An 18,238-nucleotide genomic window follows, 5' to 3' on the forward strand; every position below is an offset into this window, starting at 1 on the left:
CAAATGTTTTGGTAAAATATTATTCATCGCAGAAGATGATCAATGATAATCCTTGGGCAACACTCCAAACTGAATCTTAAAGCATTTGGCAAAATAAGACGAAGAACTGAAACCGATCTGCTCACACACGTCAGTAATGCGTACCCCGTTTTTTAATAATTCGGCAGCCTTGTTCAGGCGGATCGTCTTCAGATAGTCATTGGGCGGCATGCCGGCCAGTGCCTTTATCTTGCGATAGAAGTTGGAACGGCTCATATTGAGGGACTCCGCCAATGTGTCGACAGAGAAATGCTCATCAGAGAGCTGCACCTCAACAGCTGCCCGCACTTTAGCCATCAGTTCGCAATCTTTCTGCGAAACGGAATATTCTACGAGACTGACGGGCGAAGCTCCACTGTTGCCGGACAATTCGGTCATCATTTTATGGAACGACTGGCGCAACTTCAGCAGGTTTTCAATCTGTTTGTGCAACTGGCGGATGGAGAACGGCTTTTCGATATACACGTCCGCTCCATACTCAAAACCTTCAACCTTAGCTTCCAACGTAGTTTTTGCCGTCAGCAGGATGACAGGAATATGGGAGTATTCAATATCTGTCTTGACTTTAGCCGTCAACTCCAAACCATTCATCTCAGGCATCATCACGTCGCTGACAATCACGTCTACCGTTTCATTGGCAAGCACTTCAAGCGCCTGCCGGCCGTTCTGGGCTTTTAGGACTTTAAACCAGGTGCTCAGTGACTCCCGCGTCAGATTCAACAGATCTACGTTATCTTCTACCAGCAGGATGGTAAACTTACTGCCCGGCGCCTCGGCAACCGATTCTTCGGCAACCGGATTCTGACTTTCCGGTATCAGCACTTCGGGCTCTTCAGAAGCCACCTCCTCACCCCAAGGCAAAGTGAGCACGAAAGAAGAACCGCCATACACGCTGTCCTCAAGACTTAACGTACCATGATGTGCTTCGGCCAACGACTTGGAGAAGGCCAGTCCGATGCCTGTACCCACCGCACCCGACTTACCGTCCTTCACCTGATAGAAGGCCTCAAACACTTTCTGCTTCTCTCCATCCGGAATACCCGGACCGTCATCGCTCACCGAAACCCGGAAACCTTCACCGGAAGATGCCAATTTAATGTCGATACGGCTCTGGGCATATTTCACCGCATTACCTATCAGGTTGACAATAATCTTACAGACCTTTTCGCGATCCACCGAGGCAAAGATCTCACCTTCCGGGAGATCAAGCATCACCGAGATGCCTTTCAGTTCGGCAGGGCTTGTAAACTGCCCATAAACATCGCTTACCAGCTGATTGATATCGCATTTCTTCAGATTCAACTGTACTCCGCCGTTCTCCATCTTCTGAAAATCAAGCAGTTGATTGGTGACTCCCAAAAGGTAATTAACATTCCGGTCGATCACCGACAGGTACTTGGCATCCCGTCCTTCTCGTTTATCTTCCAGCAACCTTTCAAGAGGAAGACGGATCAGACTCAACGGAGTGCGGATTTCGTGCACCAGATTGATGAAGAAACTAATTTTTGATTTGTAGACTTCCTTCTCCTTCGCAGTCTGATACTCTTCCATCCGGTGTTTATACTTCTTCTTCACATGCCGGTTCCATCGCCAGCCTGCATAATAGGCAAGTCCGATCAGAAGAAGCGTATAGATGCAGTATGCCCATGTAGTCAGCCACCATGGAGGCGTGATTACAATCAGGAGAGAGGTAGTCTGGTCATTCCACTTATGGTCATTATTCGAGCCTCTTACTTCGAACACATATTTGCCAGGAGGCAAATTGGTGTAAGAAGCCGTATTCAGTTCTGAATTGACCACCCACTCTTTGTCCACCCCTTTCAAGCGGTAGGAATAACGGTTCTTCAACGGATCTTCGTAACTCAAGGCAACGAAGCTAACCGAGAAAGTATTATATTCGTAAGGCAACGTAATGGTCTTGGCACGATAAAGAGGCTCTTCCAGATGAAGAATATCCTGTACCACCCGTTCATCTGTCGTATAGGGCAGACGTATTTCGGTGATATATACAGAAGGGATGTACTGGTTATCCATGAACTGGTCGGGAACAAAAGAATTGAACCCACTGATTCCGCCGAAATAGAGCTTGCCGCTTGCCGTCTTCAAAGATGACTGGGCAGTGAACTGGTTACCTTGCAGACCGTCATTGACCGTGAACTGGCGGAAATGCTGCTTGGTGATCGGGTTAATCGTTATCAGTCCCGCATTGCTTGATATCCAGAAATCGCCCGTCTTATCCTGCTCGATGGAGTAGATGACCCGATTGGGCAATATGGTATTGTCCGGATCAAAGTCAACGAATGTCTCCGTCTTCGGATCAAATGAACAAAGTCCTCCACCGTTCGTACCAACCCACATGGTACCTTTCAGGTCCTCAAACAGTGTAATCACGGAGTTGTTGGTAATGGTAGTCGAATCATTCCTTTCGTGCTGGAAATGTTTCCAGTGTCCGTTCCGTGTGTTAAAGCGGAACACCCCACTGTTGGATGTGCCAATCCACAAATTGTCATACATGTCCTCCAGAATATCGACCACAGATACCATCGATCCTACCGTAGTGATGGTTGAAAAGTTATCTTCCTGAGGATTGTAACGGCACAGCCCCCAACTGGTCCCGACAAAAATATCTCCACTGCGATCTTTGTAGACAGCCAGAACATCGTCACTGCAAATCGTGTTCGGGGTGTCCTGCAGATGATTGTACGACTTCACATGCCCGGTCCGGAGGTCGAGTACCTTCAACCCTTCGGCATAAGTGCCTATCCACAGACGGTCACCATCCAGCAACAAAGAGCGTATGTCATATTTCTTGTCTGCTTTCCCACCGATCGGATAAGCGGTCAACTGATGAGTGGACACGTCGAAGAAACATAAACCGTCGCGGGTACCCACCCAGATATTTCCTGCGGCATTCTCACAGAAAGGACCTACCACTTTCCCGGCAGTTACCCCCCCATCCCGGTAGACAGGAGGATAATAGTCGAATCTTTTGGTAGGTTTAGCCAGATAATTCACTCCTCCGAGATTGGTCAGTACCCAGATTCCACCTTCCGCATCACGCATCATCGCATTGATCGACTGGTCACTCAGGCTTCTGGGATCTGACGGGTTATCGATCCGCGAAAAAGTTTTATCACGCAAGTCAAAAAGATAAAGCCCGTTGTCAGTGCCTACCAGAAGTTCTGTTTCCGAATAACTCAGCAGGCAGCGGATAACACCGAAATTCAGATGGGAGGCATTATAACTGTCCAGCTTTCCGGTGCGCTCGTTCAGGCAATACAGCAGATTGCTTCCGGCTCCGAACCAAATATCGCTACGAATATCGAGCAAACAGTTAATGCGGTAATTATCGGGATTATTCCCCGCGGATAAAAGAGGATAAGACTGTAGAAATTTGCCGCTCTCATCGAAGCAAAGCAAGCCCTCCTGTAAGGAAGAAGCATAAATGTGGCGGGAGTTACTTTCACAGACATCCCATACAAAAGAAGTCTGAAGGCTGTTTTGTGTCAGCACATCGGTCTTGGGATCATAGACAAACAATCCCTGCCCCAAAGTGGCAATCCAGATCAATCCGCTCTCGGTCTTTATGATTTTCTTAATCTCACTGCTGATAAAGACTCCATAGCGGGTTTTCTTGTCGAAATAGCTGAAACGGTCATGTTCCCGGTCATAAATATAAAGTCCCCAGTTGGTTCCCACCCATATATTCTGATTCTCTTCCTCAAAAAGCGCCTGCACAAAGTTATTCTCCAACGAGAACTTATCATTCAGGATATTCCTGTAAACCTTGTTGCCCCGCCCGTTATAACAATTTAAACCGTCGCTCGTGCCCAGCCAAATAAAGCCATAGCTGTCTTGCATGGCACACCAGACTGTGTTATGTGATAATCCGTCTTCTACCTGATACTTCTTAAAAGAGAAATAGGAGAATGCCTGCAACGGTGTTATCCCAAAAGCAAATAAAGTAATTAGTAGAGTGATGATCCGCATGTGTTGTATTCATTTAAGATTAAAAAAAACGACTTGTTGTTATGTATGTGCCTATTTGCCCAATGAAAGCGTCACCGGTTCAACCACGGTTCGGGGTTCAACTTATCCCTCTCTCTGCGCAGTTGGAAATGAAGGACAGTCCGCCCATTGTCACTGCCGTCTGAGAAAATCGGACCGATAGCCTGCTTGGTGGTTACCGTATCACCGGATTTCACAGAAGCAGACGAGAGGTTACAATATACCGAAATGTAATCCCCGTGACGTATCAGTACATTAAAAAGCCCGTTCAACTGGAACACGGCTGCTACTTTACCATCGAAGATAGCACGTGCCTGTGCACCCGGCTTGCCTTGTATATCAATTCCTTTATTATCGAGTTTCACATTACGCAATCCTTCCACGGCATATTGTCCGTAATGGCTGGTAATGATGTAAGGACCTGTGATAGGCATCGGCAGTTTGCCCCGGTTGCTCACGAAATTACCCGAAAGTTCCCGGTCGGCCTTACTCATAGTGAAACGTTCCAGAGGCGCCGCCTTTTTCTTTGCCGGAACAGTGCCGCTTCCCGTTGAGGAGGTCTTGTCCTCTTTGGCAGCCGCTTTCCGGCGGGCAGCTGCTTCCCGGCGAGCTTCTTCTTCGGCACGCTTGCGGGCACGCTCTATCTCTTCTGCAATCAGCTTGTCGATTTTTGCATTCAGCTGGTTAGCCTCACGCCGTTTTTTATTAATTTCGTTTTGCAGCCCCTTCTGTTTCTTCTGAAGGCTGGCCACCATCTCACGTTTCTCTTTCTCCTGTGCTTCCAGTTTAGCCTTTTCGCCCTCCCGTTCACGCAACAAGTTTTCTTTAGCGGCTTTCACCTGCTGAAGTTCTTTCTTCTTACGGTTCACCTGTTCCTGTTTCTTCAAGATCTCTTCTCCCTGCAGACGTTGATAAGTGGCATATTCTCTCACATAACGGAGGCGCCGATAAGTCTGTCCAAGGCTTTTCGCAGAAAAAATAAACATCAGTTTCTCTTCAACCGATTTATTCTTGTACAAGTACTGTACGGATGACTCATATTTCTTCTTTTTATCTTTTAAGTCACGCTGAAGCCCTCTGAGCTGACGCTCCAATCCGGAGATTTCTCTACCGACAGCCTCTACGTCATTGTTCATGGCAATGATATAGCGCTTTCTCTCCTCTATCTGCCCGGTAAGGGCGGCAAGCCCGTTCAACTGACTGCCTACATCTTTCTTCGTATTCTTCAGCAATGACTCAGTCTCCGCAATCTGTTGTTGCAAGGCACCACGCTTACTCTCCAGCTCCTTAATCAGTTTATTGGACTGAGCTGAAACAACAGTTGTCAAACAAAGACAGCTTACCAGAATCAAAAGAAAGCGGTTCATAGTTTCATCAGCATTTTTAGCAAGTCTTCCAATGCCACCTGAGTATATCTGGATGATACCTCGGTGGGGATTAATTCAAATTCGGCGGTCGAAAAATCAGACAGTCTCACTTTGGCTTTCTCCAAAGAAGGAATCCCCAATTCACGTCCTGTAAGCTCTTTCTTCTCTCCCGGAAGGGAAGCCTTGAACAAAAGTTTCTCTAACCGGTCGAAATCGGCATTCTCAGGCAATAACTCTTTCAGTTCATCACGGGTTGCCCGTACATAACGTTTATTCATACGGTCTATCAGCAATACTTCATCCGGAGTGACCTCCATGCGCATTACTTCCGAACGGAATACCGGCATCAGGACAGACAGCTGAATCCGTTCGCCACTTTTCATTTTCATACTGCCACTTACAGTAATACTGCCGTTTTTGTTAGGCACTGTCAGCTGCAGCTTAGACGAAAGGTAAGCCGGTTCCACCGGTGCGGTCTTGACAACCTTCGATGTTTTACAACCCGCAAGCAGCATTACCAAAAGTAGTAAAGGCAGCAGGTATGACTGTCTGATAACAGATTTCTTAAACATACATCCTCTCATTCCGCAATGTATTTCTTCTTTTCTATTTTCTGTTTAAGTGTTTTCGATTCAGTACCCAGTTCGAGTGCTTTCTTCCAATATTTCAAGGCACCTTCTACGTCACCGGTCATAAAATAGATATCCCCGCAATGTTCAAACACCACGCTGCTCTCTTCTTCCGGTTTGGTATTCTTGATGGCATCGTCAATATAGATACGGGCCTCAGCATAGTTTCCTTTCTCAAAAAGAATCCAGGCATAAGTATCCAGATAGGTCGCATTGCTCGGTGCGGCTTTTACGGTTTTATAACTCATCTCCTCCGCCTTATCGAGATCCCTGCGCTCTACCGATAAATAATAAGCATAATTATTTAGTGCACCGATATTGGACGGATTGTATACCAAAGCCGAATCATACGCTGCATACGCCTCCTTCATCAACTTTTTGGTATGATATACATCACCCGTAATTGTATAGAAATCGGAGACCATTTGCTTGTCACTCTCCGGAGTGACATGTTCCAGTGCTTTCAGGCTGACTTCCAGTACATCGTCCCAACGTTCGGCCTGATTATATGCAATAGCCAGATAAAAATAAAACTCCAAGGCATCCGGAGTTGCTTCAATCCCCGGCTCACAGATCTTAATCACCTGTTCATAATCATTCTTTCGGATGGCGGAACCTAATAAAGTCATGCGTGCAGCTTTATTGGTAGGATCTATCTGTACTACTTGTTCCAATACCGGAATAGACTGTGCCTCCATCCCTTTGGATAGTAGATACTGTGCATAAAGCATCGGAATTTGCGCGTCGTCCATATCCATTTGCATCATCCGGTCAAACAGTCCGATAACCTGTGTACTGTCTTTTCCCTCCTGTTCGCTCTGGACGATAAACTGCCTCATCACATTCACCTTTGTATCCGAAGGAACTTTCCGGTTCAGTAGCAAAGTATCCATCTGTTGTTCAAACAGTTCTTTCTGTCCGGTCTGCTCGTAATACGAAGCCAATGAAAACAATGCCATCGGATTGTCCGGTTCTGCGGCAAGTACTTTCTTATAAGTATCATAAGCTTCCTGCTTCTTGCCATTCTGCATATAGACATCGCCCAGAATCACCTGATAGCGGTAGTCCATCGGATACTCATTGACCAGACTCTCTATTTCTTCAAAAGCCTTTTTGTCATCCTTCATTTGCAGATAGATACGAAACTTCTCCATTGTAATCTGCTCATTCTTCCCCATTTTTTCCTCTATACGGTTTAGGGTAGAAATAACTTTGCCATAGTCTTCCTTCTGATTATATAAATCGAGCAGGTTGAACAACGGATCTTGTTTAGCGGGAAAACGTGTCGCCATCTTTTCGAGTATTCCGATCGCTTTTTCTTTCTGATCCTGCTGTTGGTACAGACTGGCCAATGCCTGACTATACCAATAATTATCAGGAGCATAAGCAACTGCTTTCTCCAATGCTTCCTGCCCCTGCGGCACTTGTTTAAGAAAAAGATAATACTGGGAAATCTCGTATAGAGCTGCCGAACCGGTTGGATTAATAGCCAAACAATGTTGTAACAGGTCGAAGGCGGCCGTATACTCCTTTTTCACTTTCAGACGTGATGCTTCAAGAAAGAAATAGTCATATTTACGTTGCTGCTCCGGAGCGAGTTTTATCTCCTGAACGGCAGATTGCCCTGACGGTTTCTCCACCTTACGGGATGAACCACAGGAGGCAAACAGAAGCAACAGCACTCCGAAAAGCAATTTATCTATCTTCATTTTACTACAATTATTGATTCAATCGAACTTCTATCCTCTTCCGGTATGCCCGAAGCCACCTGCACCCCGTTCCGTTTCGTCCAAAATCTCTACTTCTTGCCACATCGCCTGCTCATGACGTGCAATCACCATCTGTGCAATACGTTCCCCATCTTCAATGACAAACGTCTCAGCCGAAAGATTCACCAGGATAATACAAATCTCCCCACGATAATCGGCATCAATTGTTCCGGGAGAATTCAAGACAGTAATCCCTTTCTTCAAAGCCAGTCCGCTCCGAGGACGAATTTGCGCTTCAAATCCCTGTGGAAGAGCGATAAACAGTCCTGTAGGAACCAGGCACCGTTGCATCGGATCTAAAGAAATCGGTTCGGAAATATTAGCGCGGATGTCCATTCCTGCAGAAAGTTCGGTTGCATATGCCGGAAGCGGATGCTTCGATTTATTGATTACTTGTACGTTCATATTCAGTATGTTTACTATTTAACGGGCGAAAATACGCAATTTGAGCCTAAAATTCATACTTTTGCAGTTAAATAATGTGCAAATACCCAATTGTAAAGATCATGATGGACTGGAAAAGATTGATTTCAGCTAAACGTTTCGGCATGGAAGAGTTTCACGAGGAGCGTCAGGAAAACCGTTCGGAATTTCAGCGGGACTACGACCGCCTTGTTTTCTCTGCCCCTTTCAGAAGGTTACAGAACAAAACACAGGTTTTTCCGCTCCCGGGCAGTATATTTGTTCACAACCGATTGACGCATAGCCTTGAAGTATCTTGCGTGGGACGCTCTTTGGGCAATGATGTATCAAAAGCGATCCTCACACGGCAACCCCAATTACAAGACTCTTTTCTGCCGGAGATAGGCTCTATTGTTTCTGCCGCCTGCCTGGCACACGATTTGGGTAACCCTCCCTTTGGACACTCCGGCGAAAAAGCGATTTCCACTTTCTTCTCGGAAGGTAAAGGAACACGGCTGCAAGATCAGCTTTCACCGATGGAATGGGATGATTTGACACATTTTGAAGGAAATGCCAACGCTTTCCGCTTATTGACACACCAGTTTGAAGGACGCCGGAAAGGGGGATTCGTACTAACTTATTCTACCCTGGCTTCTATTGTCAAATATCCTTTTTCATCGAGCCTTGCAGGAAACAAGTCCAAGTTCGGTTTTTTCACGACCGAAGAAGAAGGATTCCGCCGCATCGCAACGGAACTGGGACTTATCCAGATTAGTGACCAGCCATTAAAATACGTACGCCATCCATTAGTTTACCTCGTAGAAGCAGCCGATGACATCTGTTACCAAATGATGGATATCGAGGATGCCCACAAGTTGAAAATCCTGACTACGGAAGAGACTAAGGAGCTGCTTCTGGCTTATTTCACAGAGGAACGCCAATCACGTATTCGTAAAACGTTCAACATTGTCAACGACACAAACGAACAGATAGCCTACCTCCGTTCTTCTGTCATTGGCCTGCTGATCAAGGAATGTACCCGGGCATTCTTAGATAACGAAACCGAAATCCTTTCCGGCACATTTGAAGGACCTCTTATCAAGCACATCTCGGAGCGTCCGGAAAAAGCATACAAACATTGCTCGGAAGTATCGTTTAAGAAGATTTACCGTTCACGGGACGTACTGGACATTGAGTTAGCAGGTTTCCGGGTCATCAACACGCTCCTTGAATTAATGATAGATGCTGTCACTTCGCCGGAGAAAGCCTATTCACAGCTGCTTATTAACCGCGTATCAGGGCAATATAATATAAAAGCGCCTGCACTCTACGAAAGAGTACAGGCGGTGCTTGATTATATTTCGGGCATGACCGATGTCTTTGCCCTGGATCTTTATCGTAAAATTAACGGGAACAGTCTTCCTGCGGTGTAACCACTTTCGGAGTGAAAACTTTATTTACACCGGAAGTTATCTGGCAGTCTTCCGGATCGTTCTTAACAAACGATTCGATGTGACGCATGCGCTTTTCTTCAAGAATTTCGTCTACAGCAATCAGGATACCGGTTTCCTCCACATCTCCAAATCCATAATTAATAGCCGTGCCAAACATACGCATAGTCGGGCTCAGACTCATATAAGCATTTACCAGAGGGGGGATATTAAAGCCAAGCTTACGGATCTCACCGTTCAGTATCCGATAATCATCTTTAAATGAATCTTTGCAGAAGATTCTCGCCAGTTCCGCCTCTTCTGTTTCCATCTCAAGCGGTTTCATCGGGGTAATGAGTCCGTCTTTATCCCCAAAATGTTTCTTCAGGAAATACAGAATCATGTCTCTCCCCTGACGGTGATAACTGGGATACATGGTTACTTTACCAAAGAAATATTTCACATTCGGCATAACTACTGTCAATGCTCCCAATCCGTCCCACAAATTATCCAAGGCAAATAATCCCTTGCTTCCGGCACGGGTTGACTGATATTCCAACGTAACGAACGAACGTCCAAGTTCAATAGTCGTAGGCAGGAACTCCTTCACAAATTTATCCGAGAAATTAAACATGTGTGAAGTAGCGAGAACCGGCGCACCATGCTCGTCAAAACGTACGTCTGTCCCCAGAATGTACCGATAACCTCCCAGAATTTCTTCTGCTTCAGGATTCCAGACAATCAATTGTTTATACGGATTCTCCATGGTGTCATACTCATCGATATCCATCGATAATCCCGTACCGCCTCCTGCTGCCCGAAAAGCAATCTCACGCAAACGCCCGATCTCCCGCATAATATTGGGAGAATCCTGATAAGTAATAATATATATCTGGTTATTACTCTTATTGGTCATACGTAGCCGCTTGTCTTCAGTCAACTCAGCTTTAATCAGCTCCTTGCTTACCGGTTCAATAACTTCTTCCATATACTTTGTTAGTAGTTGTTCCTTAATCTGTTACAGTTTATACACGATATCTTTCACATACTGTGCCCACTCTGCCGGAGTTTTCGATTTATCGAAAGTCTGCCATAGAATGGGTTTACCGAAAGTGACAGTAAATGTTTTATGACGATTTTTCAGCATCTCGTCTGCCAAATAAAGCATAGCAATATTGAATTTGATCCCCAGTGTCTTGCAGACATTAGCCAAATTATAAAAGAAATCAGAATTACGACCCTCAAAATGGACAGGAACCACATCACGCTGGAACTGGACACTTTTTACGATAAATGTTTTCTTCCAGTCAGGGTCCCGGATCACTCCATTCCGACGCCGGGAACAGAGTCCCGCAGGAAACATAATGAGTTGGTCATCCGACTTGAATCCGGCTTCTACCATCTTCGGAAAATCTTTGGCCTGCTTGCCCGTTTTATTAATAGGAATACACAAGGGTGCCAATCCGCGAAGATTCATCAACAAATCATTTACCAGATACTTCACCTTCCCGTCAAAACGGCGTCCCAAAATATACCCGAGAGAAACTCCGTCCTGTCCTCCCAACGGATGATTGGACACAAACGTATATAAACCATCTTTCGGAATATTTTCCAGTCCTTTCACATCCAGCTTTGCATCCAGAAACTCAAGACAAGCCTCCAGAAAATCCACTCCCACTTTATCTTTTGAGTCGCGCAGAAAAACGTTTAGTTCCTCCTGATGAACGATTCTCTTCAGATAGGAGACGACAAACTTTGGTATGTACTTGGAGTGCTTCGGAGCTTTCGTCTGAAGTATCTTATCAATATCTATTAAAAATAAAGAGTCGTCAGCCATTCTTTTTAGATGAAATGATTGCGCAAAATTAACTGTTCTTTTTTATTAATCGCAATAAATCGGTAGAAAATACAGATTTTGTCCTATCAAAAAAAGAAAAAGAAGGCGATTTATGAGAAAATGGAGAAGAAAAAAGAGAAGAAAGAGTGCTAATAATCAAGCGATAAAGAACAATACACAAAAGAAGGCCATGCCTGAAGACGGGAGTTTAAACCTCCCATCCGTCGGTATGGCCCTGTCCATATTCAGGTTCAGGTATTCCACTTAATCATGGTGATGCTCACTCTCTACACCGCCTGTCGTACTTAATACGATATTACGTGCTACGTAAGTTTCATTACCAGACCGGTCCAAACAGTATACCATCAGATGATAATTTCCCGGAGTGGCATCTGCCGGTATCTTAATGTCATGGTTATGTACACGCGCCTGTTTTTGGCCTGCCTTATCCGTATATGTTCTCTCAAAAGCAAAAGGTTTGGTTGTTCCTCCTTCTGAAGCTCTGGTATGCGAATGGCCGTCAAAATTATTATGAATATTAATCTTATAGGAAGCAATTGCTTCGTTATCAGCTATATCCATCTCAAAATGCACTCCGTTAGCATCTCCGATCTTCAACACTGCACCTTCTTCAGGTTCCAACAGATTAATAACGGGCTTTACCGTATCGCCTTCGTCATCTTTTGAACAGGACACAAACAAGAAAGAAAAAGCCATCAGGCCGATTATTGATAAATAAATTCTGGTTTTCATTTTAATAAACTTTTAAATGGTACTTTAATTAAAATCTGAAAGTTACGTCCCGGTTCCGGGATTTCAACTTTCCGGTAAAAACTAAGGTGATTAAGATATCCGGTATCGGATAAATTCCGACCCGATAAAGTAATTTCTGCTAATACACCTCCCATTCGGAGATTGGCGGATATCCCGGCATTCAGTAACTGCGCTCCGGGAGTAGGGTCCTCATTCCGTGCTACCCGGTGTTGTGCGGCAATGTGCTGTACCTCACCATAAATACTGAAGTTTTTATACCTCCACGTCAGCGTATTGCGAAGGGAAGCCGGAGGGGAAAAACTCAGAGGAATATGTTCGTCACAATTATAAGTATAGACATATTCTCCACTGACACGATAGTTGAAATGACGTAAAAAGTCAATTCCCACTGTCACCTCACCACCCGCAAACAACGCTTCCGCACCGGTATAACGGTAAATCTGTCCGGCATGGGGCAACACCGACCATTCTCCGGTAGGCCGAAGAAAGATGTAATTGCTGAACCAACTGATAAATGGCGAAAAATTGACCGATAACGGACCATTCTCATAGGTATACGAGACATCCAGTTGCCAACCACGCTCGGACGAAAGAGCCGCATCTCCCTGTTCATGACGGAAAGTGCCGTGATGAACACCGTTCGATGCCAGTTCATTGGCCCCCGGCAAGCGGAAACTATGCCCGATATTCACTTGAAGCATGTGTCCTCCGGAAGGGGTCCACACCACTCCCAGCGAACCGGAATAGTCACCAAAATGGCGATGGACAGCATAGCTACGCCACTCATATTTCCGGATAAAATCATCATCATATCCCTGCTCCCGCAGATAAACCGCAAGATAAGGATCAGTATAAGCAGATGCATCTATCTTTCCGTAATCATAGCGAAAGCCCCCACTGACTGACAAAGCAGGACCCGGACGGTAAGTTGTCATCCAGAAAGCCCCTGTGGTGAATCTCCGGTAAGCAGGCAAAAGAAATGAATATCCGGAAATAGTATTCCTCTGATACTGTATATCCCAACCTGCTATATGTTGCCACGAAGCAGCTCCAAACAACTTCAACTTAACAGCCGAACTATAAGTATTCAATATAAAAGCCAACTCTTTGTCAGGATCCTTCTCCGGAACGGGCTGAGTATCATAATGAGTATGAAACCGGCTCCATTCCTCACGATGATTCTTCTGATAGCCGATATCCCATATCAATGCCGATCGATCCCACAAGAAGCTCTGCTGGGCAGATACCTTCAGATGGTTCACCTGACTGTAAGGTAGTTCTATATTGCGACTGCTCCCGTCATCCTGCAAACGCGATATATCAGGAATACCGTGTGCTCCGGGAAAGAAACCGGTTTTCTGAAAAACATTACTTACTGAATAGGAAGACTTGTATCGTCCATACCTGAAACCGGCTGTCCAACTGACATCTCGCTCAAAACCTGCCGTATTTTTCAGTTTCCGGTGATAGACAGGCATCCGTTGGGTAAGATACACAATGGTATCTGCCGGAATACGATAATCGCCAAAATGCTGCTCCGAATATCTCGCCCAGGTATACCAGGCGTCTTTCTTTATTCCAAGCATCAGCGAGCCTCCCAACGTTCCGTTTACAGATTTTCCCAGCAAGTCCGCTTCACCAAACAACTGGTTACTGGTGGGTAATGGTAATGGAGCCAATTCAATAGCACCTCCCATAGCATCACTGCCATAGAGCAGTGAAGCAGGTCCTTTACGGATAGTCACCTGTCCTGCATTGAATGCATCCAGTTCCAGCCCATGATCGGCTCCCCACTGTTGTCCCTCTTGCTTGATTCCATTCTCTACAACCGAAATCCGGTTGAATCCCATTCCCCGGATCATCGGCTTAGAAAAGCCCGAACCGACATCCATCGAATGTATTCCCGGAATCGTTCCAAGAGTCTGTATCAAGTTGCCAGTGAAGTGTTCACGCAAAAACTCCTTCCCTACCACCTCCATATGCCATGTCGAATTCTTATTCTTCAGATGTCGGTAACTCTCCGTCACCACCACTTCGGATAAGGACACAGCTTTCAGTGAATCGGGCTCCTGGGCATGCAAGGTAGAGGTTAAACACAATCCACCCAGCATACCCGAAATAAATCCGATACGCATACTTAATCGTTTTAGTTAGATAAAACTGATAAACGGGCAAACAACAGATATCTGCCCGAAAAATTATACGATATGACGAAAATTGGAAGGAGGTCCACGAAGATAATGCGGATAAAAAGCAGTAGCAAGCTTCTTATCCTGAAAAGTTCCGGTCTCCCATCTTATATAGAAAGGTATATAAGTCAAAAGAGCAGGAGACGTCTCGATGAATGGAGAAAGCATGAATTGGCAAATGGGACAGCTGTCACATGCGTGATGTGTTTTCCCGGGCTGCGTATTTGTGCAGGTTGCCGATGTTTCATCGCAATGATTATGAAAAACCTTCACGACGGACAAGGGCATGAATGTCATCAGCAACATCCATGCAAGCCAAATCCTATGTATAGTATTTCTCCTCATGCCCATTCATATTTAAACCGACGCAAAGATAGAAAACCTCTTGTCTCAAAAACACCCAAAAACTATCAAAATACACCTAAAAACTATCATTTGACAGTTTTCGCCCTGTTTTAAGCCTAAATTTCCCCCATCACAATTAAAAAAATGCCGTAAACTTGCATCATCGAAAAACAACGAATATTCACAATTTAAAAAGCAACGTTATGAAAAGTTTAAGCTTCAGAAAAGATTTAATTGGAGTTCAGGAAGAACTACTTCGCTTTGCATACAAACTAACAACCGACCGTGAAGAAGCAAACGATTTGTTGCAGGAAACCTCTCTTAAAGCGTTAGATAACGAAGATAAATATACTCCCGACACTAACTTTAAAGGATGGATGTACACTATCATGCGCAACATCTTCATTAACAACTACCGTAAAGTGGTACGCGATCAGACTTTTGTAGATCAGACCGATAACCTCTATCACCTGAGCCTTCCGCAAGAGTCCGGATTCGACAGCACCGAAAGCCGTTATGACTTGAAAGAAATGCACCGCATTGTCAATTCATTACCCAAAGAATATAAAGTACCTTTCTCCATGCATGTTTCCGGATTCAAATACCGAGAAATAGCCGAGAAACTGGACCTGCCGCTCGGAACAGTAAAAAGCCGCATCTTTTTCACTCGCCAGCGTCTACAGGAAGAACTGAAAGACTTTAGACAATAGGCCACATACATTGTCGATTTCAATAAATCATTTTAGTGCAGATTTTTAGTTGTGTATCAAGGAGCAGGAAGAGAGATTCTCTTTTCCTGCTCCTTTTCTTTCGCACCATTTGAAACATAAAACAAAGAAACGTCCCGTATTTCCTTGCTAATATTCTCACTTTAGCATATCTTTGCTTAAAATTTATGATTAAAAACATCCGGATGTATTAATATAGAACATCCGGATGTTATTCTATAAAAGACCCGGATGTTTTATTCATAAACATCCGGATGTTTTTAATCATTAGATATAGATGTTATAGATTAACACAATAAGAGAAAGACAGAGAAAGTATACACATAAAAAAAACGAAGTACTAATGTCCATCAACTACGCAGTCACTAAGAAAGTAGACAAAAGTAAAGGTGTCGTCAAAGAACGATATTATGCCACAACACGAGCCTTACAGAAAAAGCCTGTAAACAGTGTACAGATTGCTAATCAGCTCGCAGAAAGAAGTTCTCTTCAAAACGGAGACGTACTCTCTGCACTTACTCAACTATCGGACATTATTGCCGCCCACTTGAAAGAAGGCCGTACCGTTTCTATCGATGGATTGGGCAATTTTTATCCCAGCATCACCAGTGAAGCGGTGGATAAACCGGAAGAATGTACCGCCAATAAAGTATGGGTATCCCGCATTTGCTTCAAAGCCGCCCCGACTTTCCTGAACAACGTGAGAAAGACCGATTTTGTCAGCCTGCAACTAAAATACGGACGGAAGCCCACAAAGCCACAAAACGGCTCCGGGAAGGATACAACCGACTCTATCCCCCACCAGCAAAGCATCTCCGAACATAATTCATTATCAGACGAATAAGCAATTAACAATCGGTTGAAAACTTCTCCGAAAGTTTTTGGTGGAAAATTGTGGGGAATTGTGGGGAAATACCTACTTTTACGGTCGCTTATTATAATAAGGTGAAATGATACGTTTTTTAGGCAATATTGAAGCTAAGGCGGACGCGAAAGGAAGAGTTTTTATCCCCGCCCAATTCAGACGGCAGCTACAAGCCGGTTCTGAAGACAAGCTCATCATGCGCAAAGACGTATTTCAAGACTGCTTGGTACTCTATCCGGAAGAAGTCTGGAATGAAGAGCTGAATGAACTCCGGCAACGACTAAATAAATGGAACGCTAACCACCAACTTATCTTCCGCCAATTCGTCAGTGATGTAGAAATTATCACGATAGACGGAAACGGGCGGATATTAATACCCAAACGCTATCTGCAAATAGCCGGTATACAAAGCGACGTGCGCTTTATCGGTGTAGACAGCAAGATAGAAATATGGGCTAAGGAACGTACGGAAATGCCCTTTATGGCCCCCGATGCATTTGGTGCAGCCCTGGAGGAAATTATGAAAGAAGAACGGTGAACAACGAACAAAGAGGTAAAATGAAAGAAGAAGAAACAACATATCATGTACCGGTACTGCTGAAGGAAAGCGTAGATGCCATGAATATTACCCCGGACGGGACGTATGTAGACGTTACCTTCGGCGGGGGAGGACATTCCCGCGAAATACTTTCGCGTCTTGGAAACGGCGGACGCCTGTTGGGTTTCGACCAGGACGAGGATGCCGAACGTAACATTGTAAACGACCCGCACTTCACTTTTGTACGGAGCAATTTCCGTTATTTGCATAATTTTCTGCGCTACCACGATATTGAAGGAGTAGATTCCATATTGGCTGATCTGGGGGTATCTTCACATCACTTCGATGACAGCGAACGGGGATTCTCTTTCCGCTTTGACGGAAAACTGGATATGCGCATGAATAAGCGTGCAGGCATCACAGCGGCCGATGTGGTAAATACATACGAAGAAGAACGCCTGGCAGATATTTTTTACCTATATGGTGAACTGAAAAACAGCCGCAAATTGGCTTCCGTCATAGTCAAAGCACGCAGCGGACAGAAAATAGAAACGATCGGTGAATTTCTTGAAGTAGTGAAACCGCTTTTCGGACGCGAACGCGAAAAGAAAGAATTGGCAAAGGTATTTCAGGCACTCCGCATTGAAGTAAACCAGGAAATGGAAGCACTGAAGGAAATGCTGATGGCAGCAACAGAAGCATTGAAGCCAGGAGGACAGCTGGTGGTAATCACCTATCACTCTTTGGAAGATCGCATGGTGAAAAACATCATGAAAACCGGTAATGTAGAAGGTAAAACAACGCAGGACTTTTTCGGCAACCTGCAAACTCCCTTCCGCCTGGTAAACAACAAAGTAATTGTGCCCGATGAAGAAGAGATAGCACGCAATCCGCGTTCACGCAGTGCCAAACTGAGAATAGCCGAAAAGAAGTAAGAGAACAGAGTGAAATAAGAGAAGTGAAATGGAAGATAAAGAAGCAAAAAAGAAGAAAAGCAATTCCCTGAAAAGTATTCTGGGAGGTGATATTCTGGCAACGGATTTTTTTCGCCGCCAGACTAAATTGCTGGTACTGATTATGGTGCTTGTCATTTTCTACATTCATAATCGTTACGCAAGCCAGCAACAGCAAATCGAAATAGACAAGTTGAAAAAAGAGCTGATTGACATCAAATACGATGCACTGACCCGAAGTTCGGAACTGATGGAAAAAAGCCGCCAGTCACGAATAGAGGACTATATATCCACCAAAGAAAGTGATTTGCAGACATCGACCAATCCACCTTATTTAATCAGAACGAAATAAAAGATGGCTGTAA

Annotated in this window: 16 protein-coding genes; 6 read left to right on the forward strand and 10 right to left on the reverse strand. The window is 44.8% G+C overall.

Translation table 11 applies throughout. From position 1 onward, the window contains the following. Window positions 1-39: 39 nt before the first annotated feature. From ISX59_RS07280 to dut, 5 genes are all read right to left on the reverse strand, one after another. The gene (locus ISX59_RS07280) at window positions 40-4,029 is read right to left on the reverse strand and encodes a hybrid sensor histidine kinase/response regulator transcription factor (protein ID WP_220575780.1); all 3,990 of its coding nucleotides are present in this window, start codon (window positions 4,027-4,029) and stop codon (window positions 40-42) included. Between the two features lie 71 nt (window positions 4,030-4,100). Further along, a complete protein-coding gene (locus ISX59_RS07285; protein ID WP_032540391.1) occupies window positions 4,101-5,414 on the reverse strand; it encodes a murein hydrolase activator EnvC in 1,314 nt (437 codons plus the stop codon). After that, complete coding sequence (locus ISX59_RS07290) at window positions 5,411-5,986, reverse strand: DUF4292 domain-containing protein (RefSeq protein WP_005779240.1); 576 nt, start codon at window positions 5,984-5,986, stop codon at window positions 5,411-5,413. The genes ISX59_RS07285 and ISX59_RS07290 overlap by 4 nt, the downstream gene beginning before the upstream one ends. Before the next feature lie 8 nt (window positions 5,987-5,994). Beyond that, on the reverse strand, window positions 5,995-7,752 hold the full coding sequence (locus ISX59_RS07295) for a tetratricopeptide repeat protein (protein WP_032540396.1): 1,758 nt from the start codon (window positions 7,750-7,752) through the stop codon (window positions 5,995-5,997). A gap of 30 nt (window positions 7,753-7,782) precedes the next feature. Then, window positions 7,783-8,217 (reverse strand): dUTP diphosphatase, encoded by a 435-nt coding sequence (gene dut, locus ISX59_RS07300; protein WP_032541624.1) that lies wholly within the window; start codon window positions 8,215-8,217, stop codon window positions 7,783-7,785. 101 nt (window positions 8,218-8,318) lie between these two features. Between dut and ISX59_RS07305 the strand changes: the two genes are divergently transcribed. Beyond that, window positions 8,319-9,647, forward strand: coding sequence for a deoxyguanosinetriphosphate triphosphohydrolase (locus tag ISX59_RS07305; protein ID WP_032531048.1), 1,329 nt, complete (start codon window positions 8,319-8,321; stop codon window positions 9,645-9,647). On the opposite strand, the gene ISX59_RS07310 is transcribed toward ISX59_RS07305, so the two are convergent. The 5 genes from ISX59_RS07310 to ISX59_RS07330 all read right to left on the reverse strand — a co-directional run bounded on the left by ISX59_RS07310 (window position 9,619) and on the right by ISX59_RS07330 (window position 14,789). Continuing rightward, on the reverse strand, window positions 9,619-10,632 hold the full coding sequence (locus ISX59_RS07310; RefSeq protein WP_005822786.1) for a GNAT family N-acetyltransferase: 1,014 nt from the start codon (window positions 10,630-10,632) through the stop codon (window positions 9,619-9,621). The two genes, ISX59_RS07305 and ISX59_RS07310, sit on opposite strands and share 29 nt — an antisense overlap. Before the next feature lie 30 nt (window positions 10,633-10,662). Continuing rightward, on the reverse strand, window positions 10,663-11,481 hold the full coding sequence (locus ISX59_RS07315) for a 1-acyl-sn-glycerol-3-phosphate acyltransferase (protein ID WP_220575781.1): 819 nt from the start codon (window positions 11,479-11,481) through the stop codon (window positions 10,663-10,665). Window positions 11,482-11,745: 264 nt separating this feature from the next. Continuing rightward, on the reverse strand, window positions 11,746-12,234 hold the full coding sequence (locus ISX59_RS07320) for a DUF4625 domain-containing protein (protein WP_005812125.1): 489 nt from the start codon (window positions 12,232-12,234) through the stop codon (window positions 11,746-11,748). Then, complete coding sequence (locus tag ISX59_RS07325) at window positions 12,231-14,390, reverse strand: TonB-dependent receptor (protein ID WP_220575782.1); 2,160 nt, start codon at window positions 14,388-14,390, stop codon at window positions 12,231-12,233. Before ISX59_RS07325 ends, ISX59_RS07320 begins: the two co-directional genes overlap by 4 nt. Before the next feature lie 63 nt (window positions 14,391-14,453). Beyond that, window positions 14,454-14,789 (reverse strand): hypothetical protein, encoded by a 336-nt coding sequence (locus ISX59_RS07330; RefSeq protein WP_238583645.1) that lies wholly within the window; start codon window positions 14,787-14,789, stop codon window positions 14,454-14,456. A 203-nt stretch (window positions 14,790-14,992) separates the two neighbouring features. Between ISX59_RS07330 and ISX59_RS07335 the strand changes: the two genes are divergently transcribed. The 5 genes from ISX59_RS07335 to ISX59_RS07355 all read left to right on the forward strand — a co-directional run bounded on the left by ISX59_RS07335 (window position 14,993) and on the right by ISX59_RS07355 (window position 18,225). Further along, window positions 14,993-15,499 (forward strand): RNA polymerase sigma factor, encoded by a 507-nt coding sequence (locus ISX59_RS07335; RefSeq protein WP_005779258.1) that lies wholly within the window; start codon window positions 14,993-14,995, stop codon window positions 15,497-15,499. 361 nt (window positions 15,500-15,860) lie between these two features. After that, window positions 15,861-16,361, forward strand: coding sequence for an HU family DNA-binding protein (locus ISX59_RS07340; protein WP_005812140.1), 501 nt, complete (start codon window positions 15,861-15,863; stop codon window positions 16,359-16,361). Window positions 16,362-16,467: 106 nt separating this feature from the next. Beyond that, entirely contained in the window at window positions 16,468-16,920 is a 453-nt protein-coding gene (mraZ, locus tag ISX59_RS07345) for a division/cell wall cluster transcriptional repressor MraZ (protein WP_022012506.1), read from the forward strand. Between the two features lie 20 nt (window positions 16,921-16,940). Beyond that, window positions 16,941-17,855, forward strand: a complete 915-nt coding sequence (gene rsmH, locus ISX59_RS07350; RefSeq protein ID WP_220575783.1) for a 16S rRNA (cytosine(1402)-N(4))-methyltransferase RsmH — start codon at window positions 16,941-16,943, stop codon at window positions 17,853-17,855. Window positions 17,856-17,883: 28 nt separating this feature from the next. Continuing rightward, the gene (locus tag ISX59_RS07355; protein ID WP_005779267.1) at window positions 17,884-18,225 is read left to right on the forward strand and encodes an FtsL-like putative cell division protein; all 342 of its coding nucleotides are present in this window, start codon (window positions 17,884-17,886) and stop codon (window positions 18,223-18,225) included. Window positions 18,226-18,238 lie beyond the last annotated feature (13 nt).

Source organism: Bacteroides sp. FSHCM14E1 (assembly GCF_019633785.1).
Classification (GTDB): Bacteria; Bacteroidota; Bacteroidia; order Bacteroidales; family Bacteroidaceae; genus Bacteroides; species Bacteroides hominis.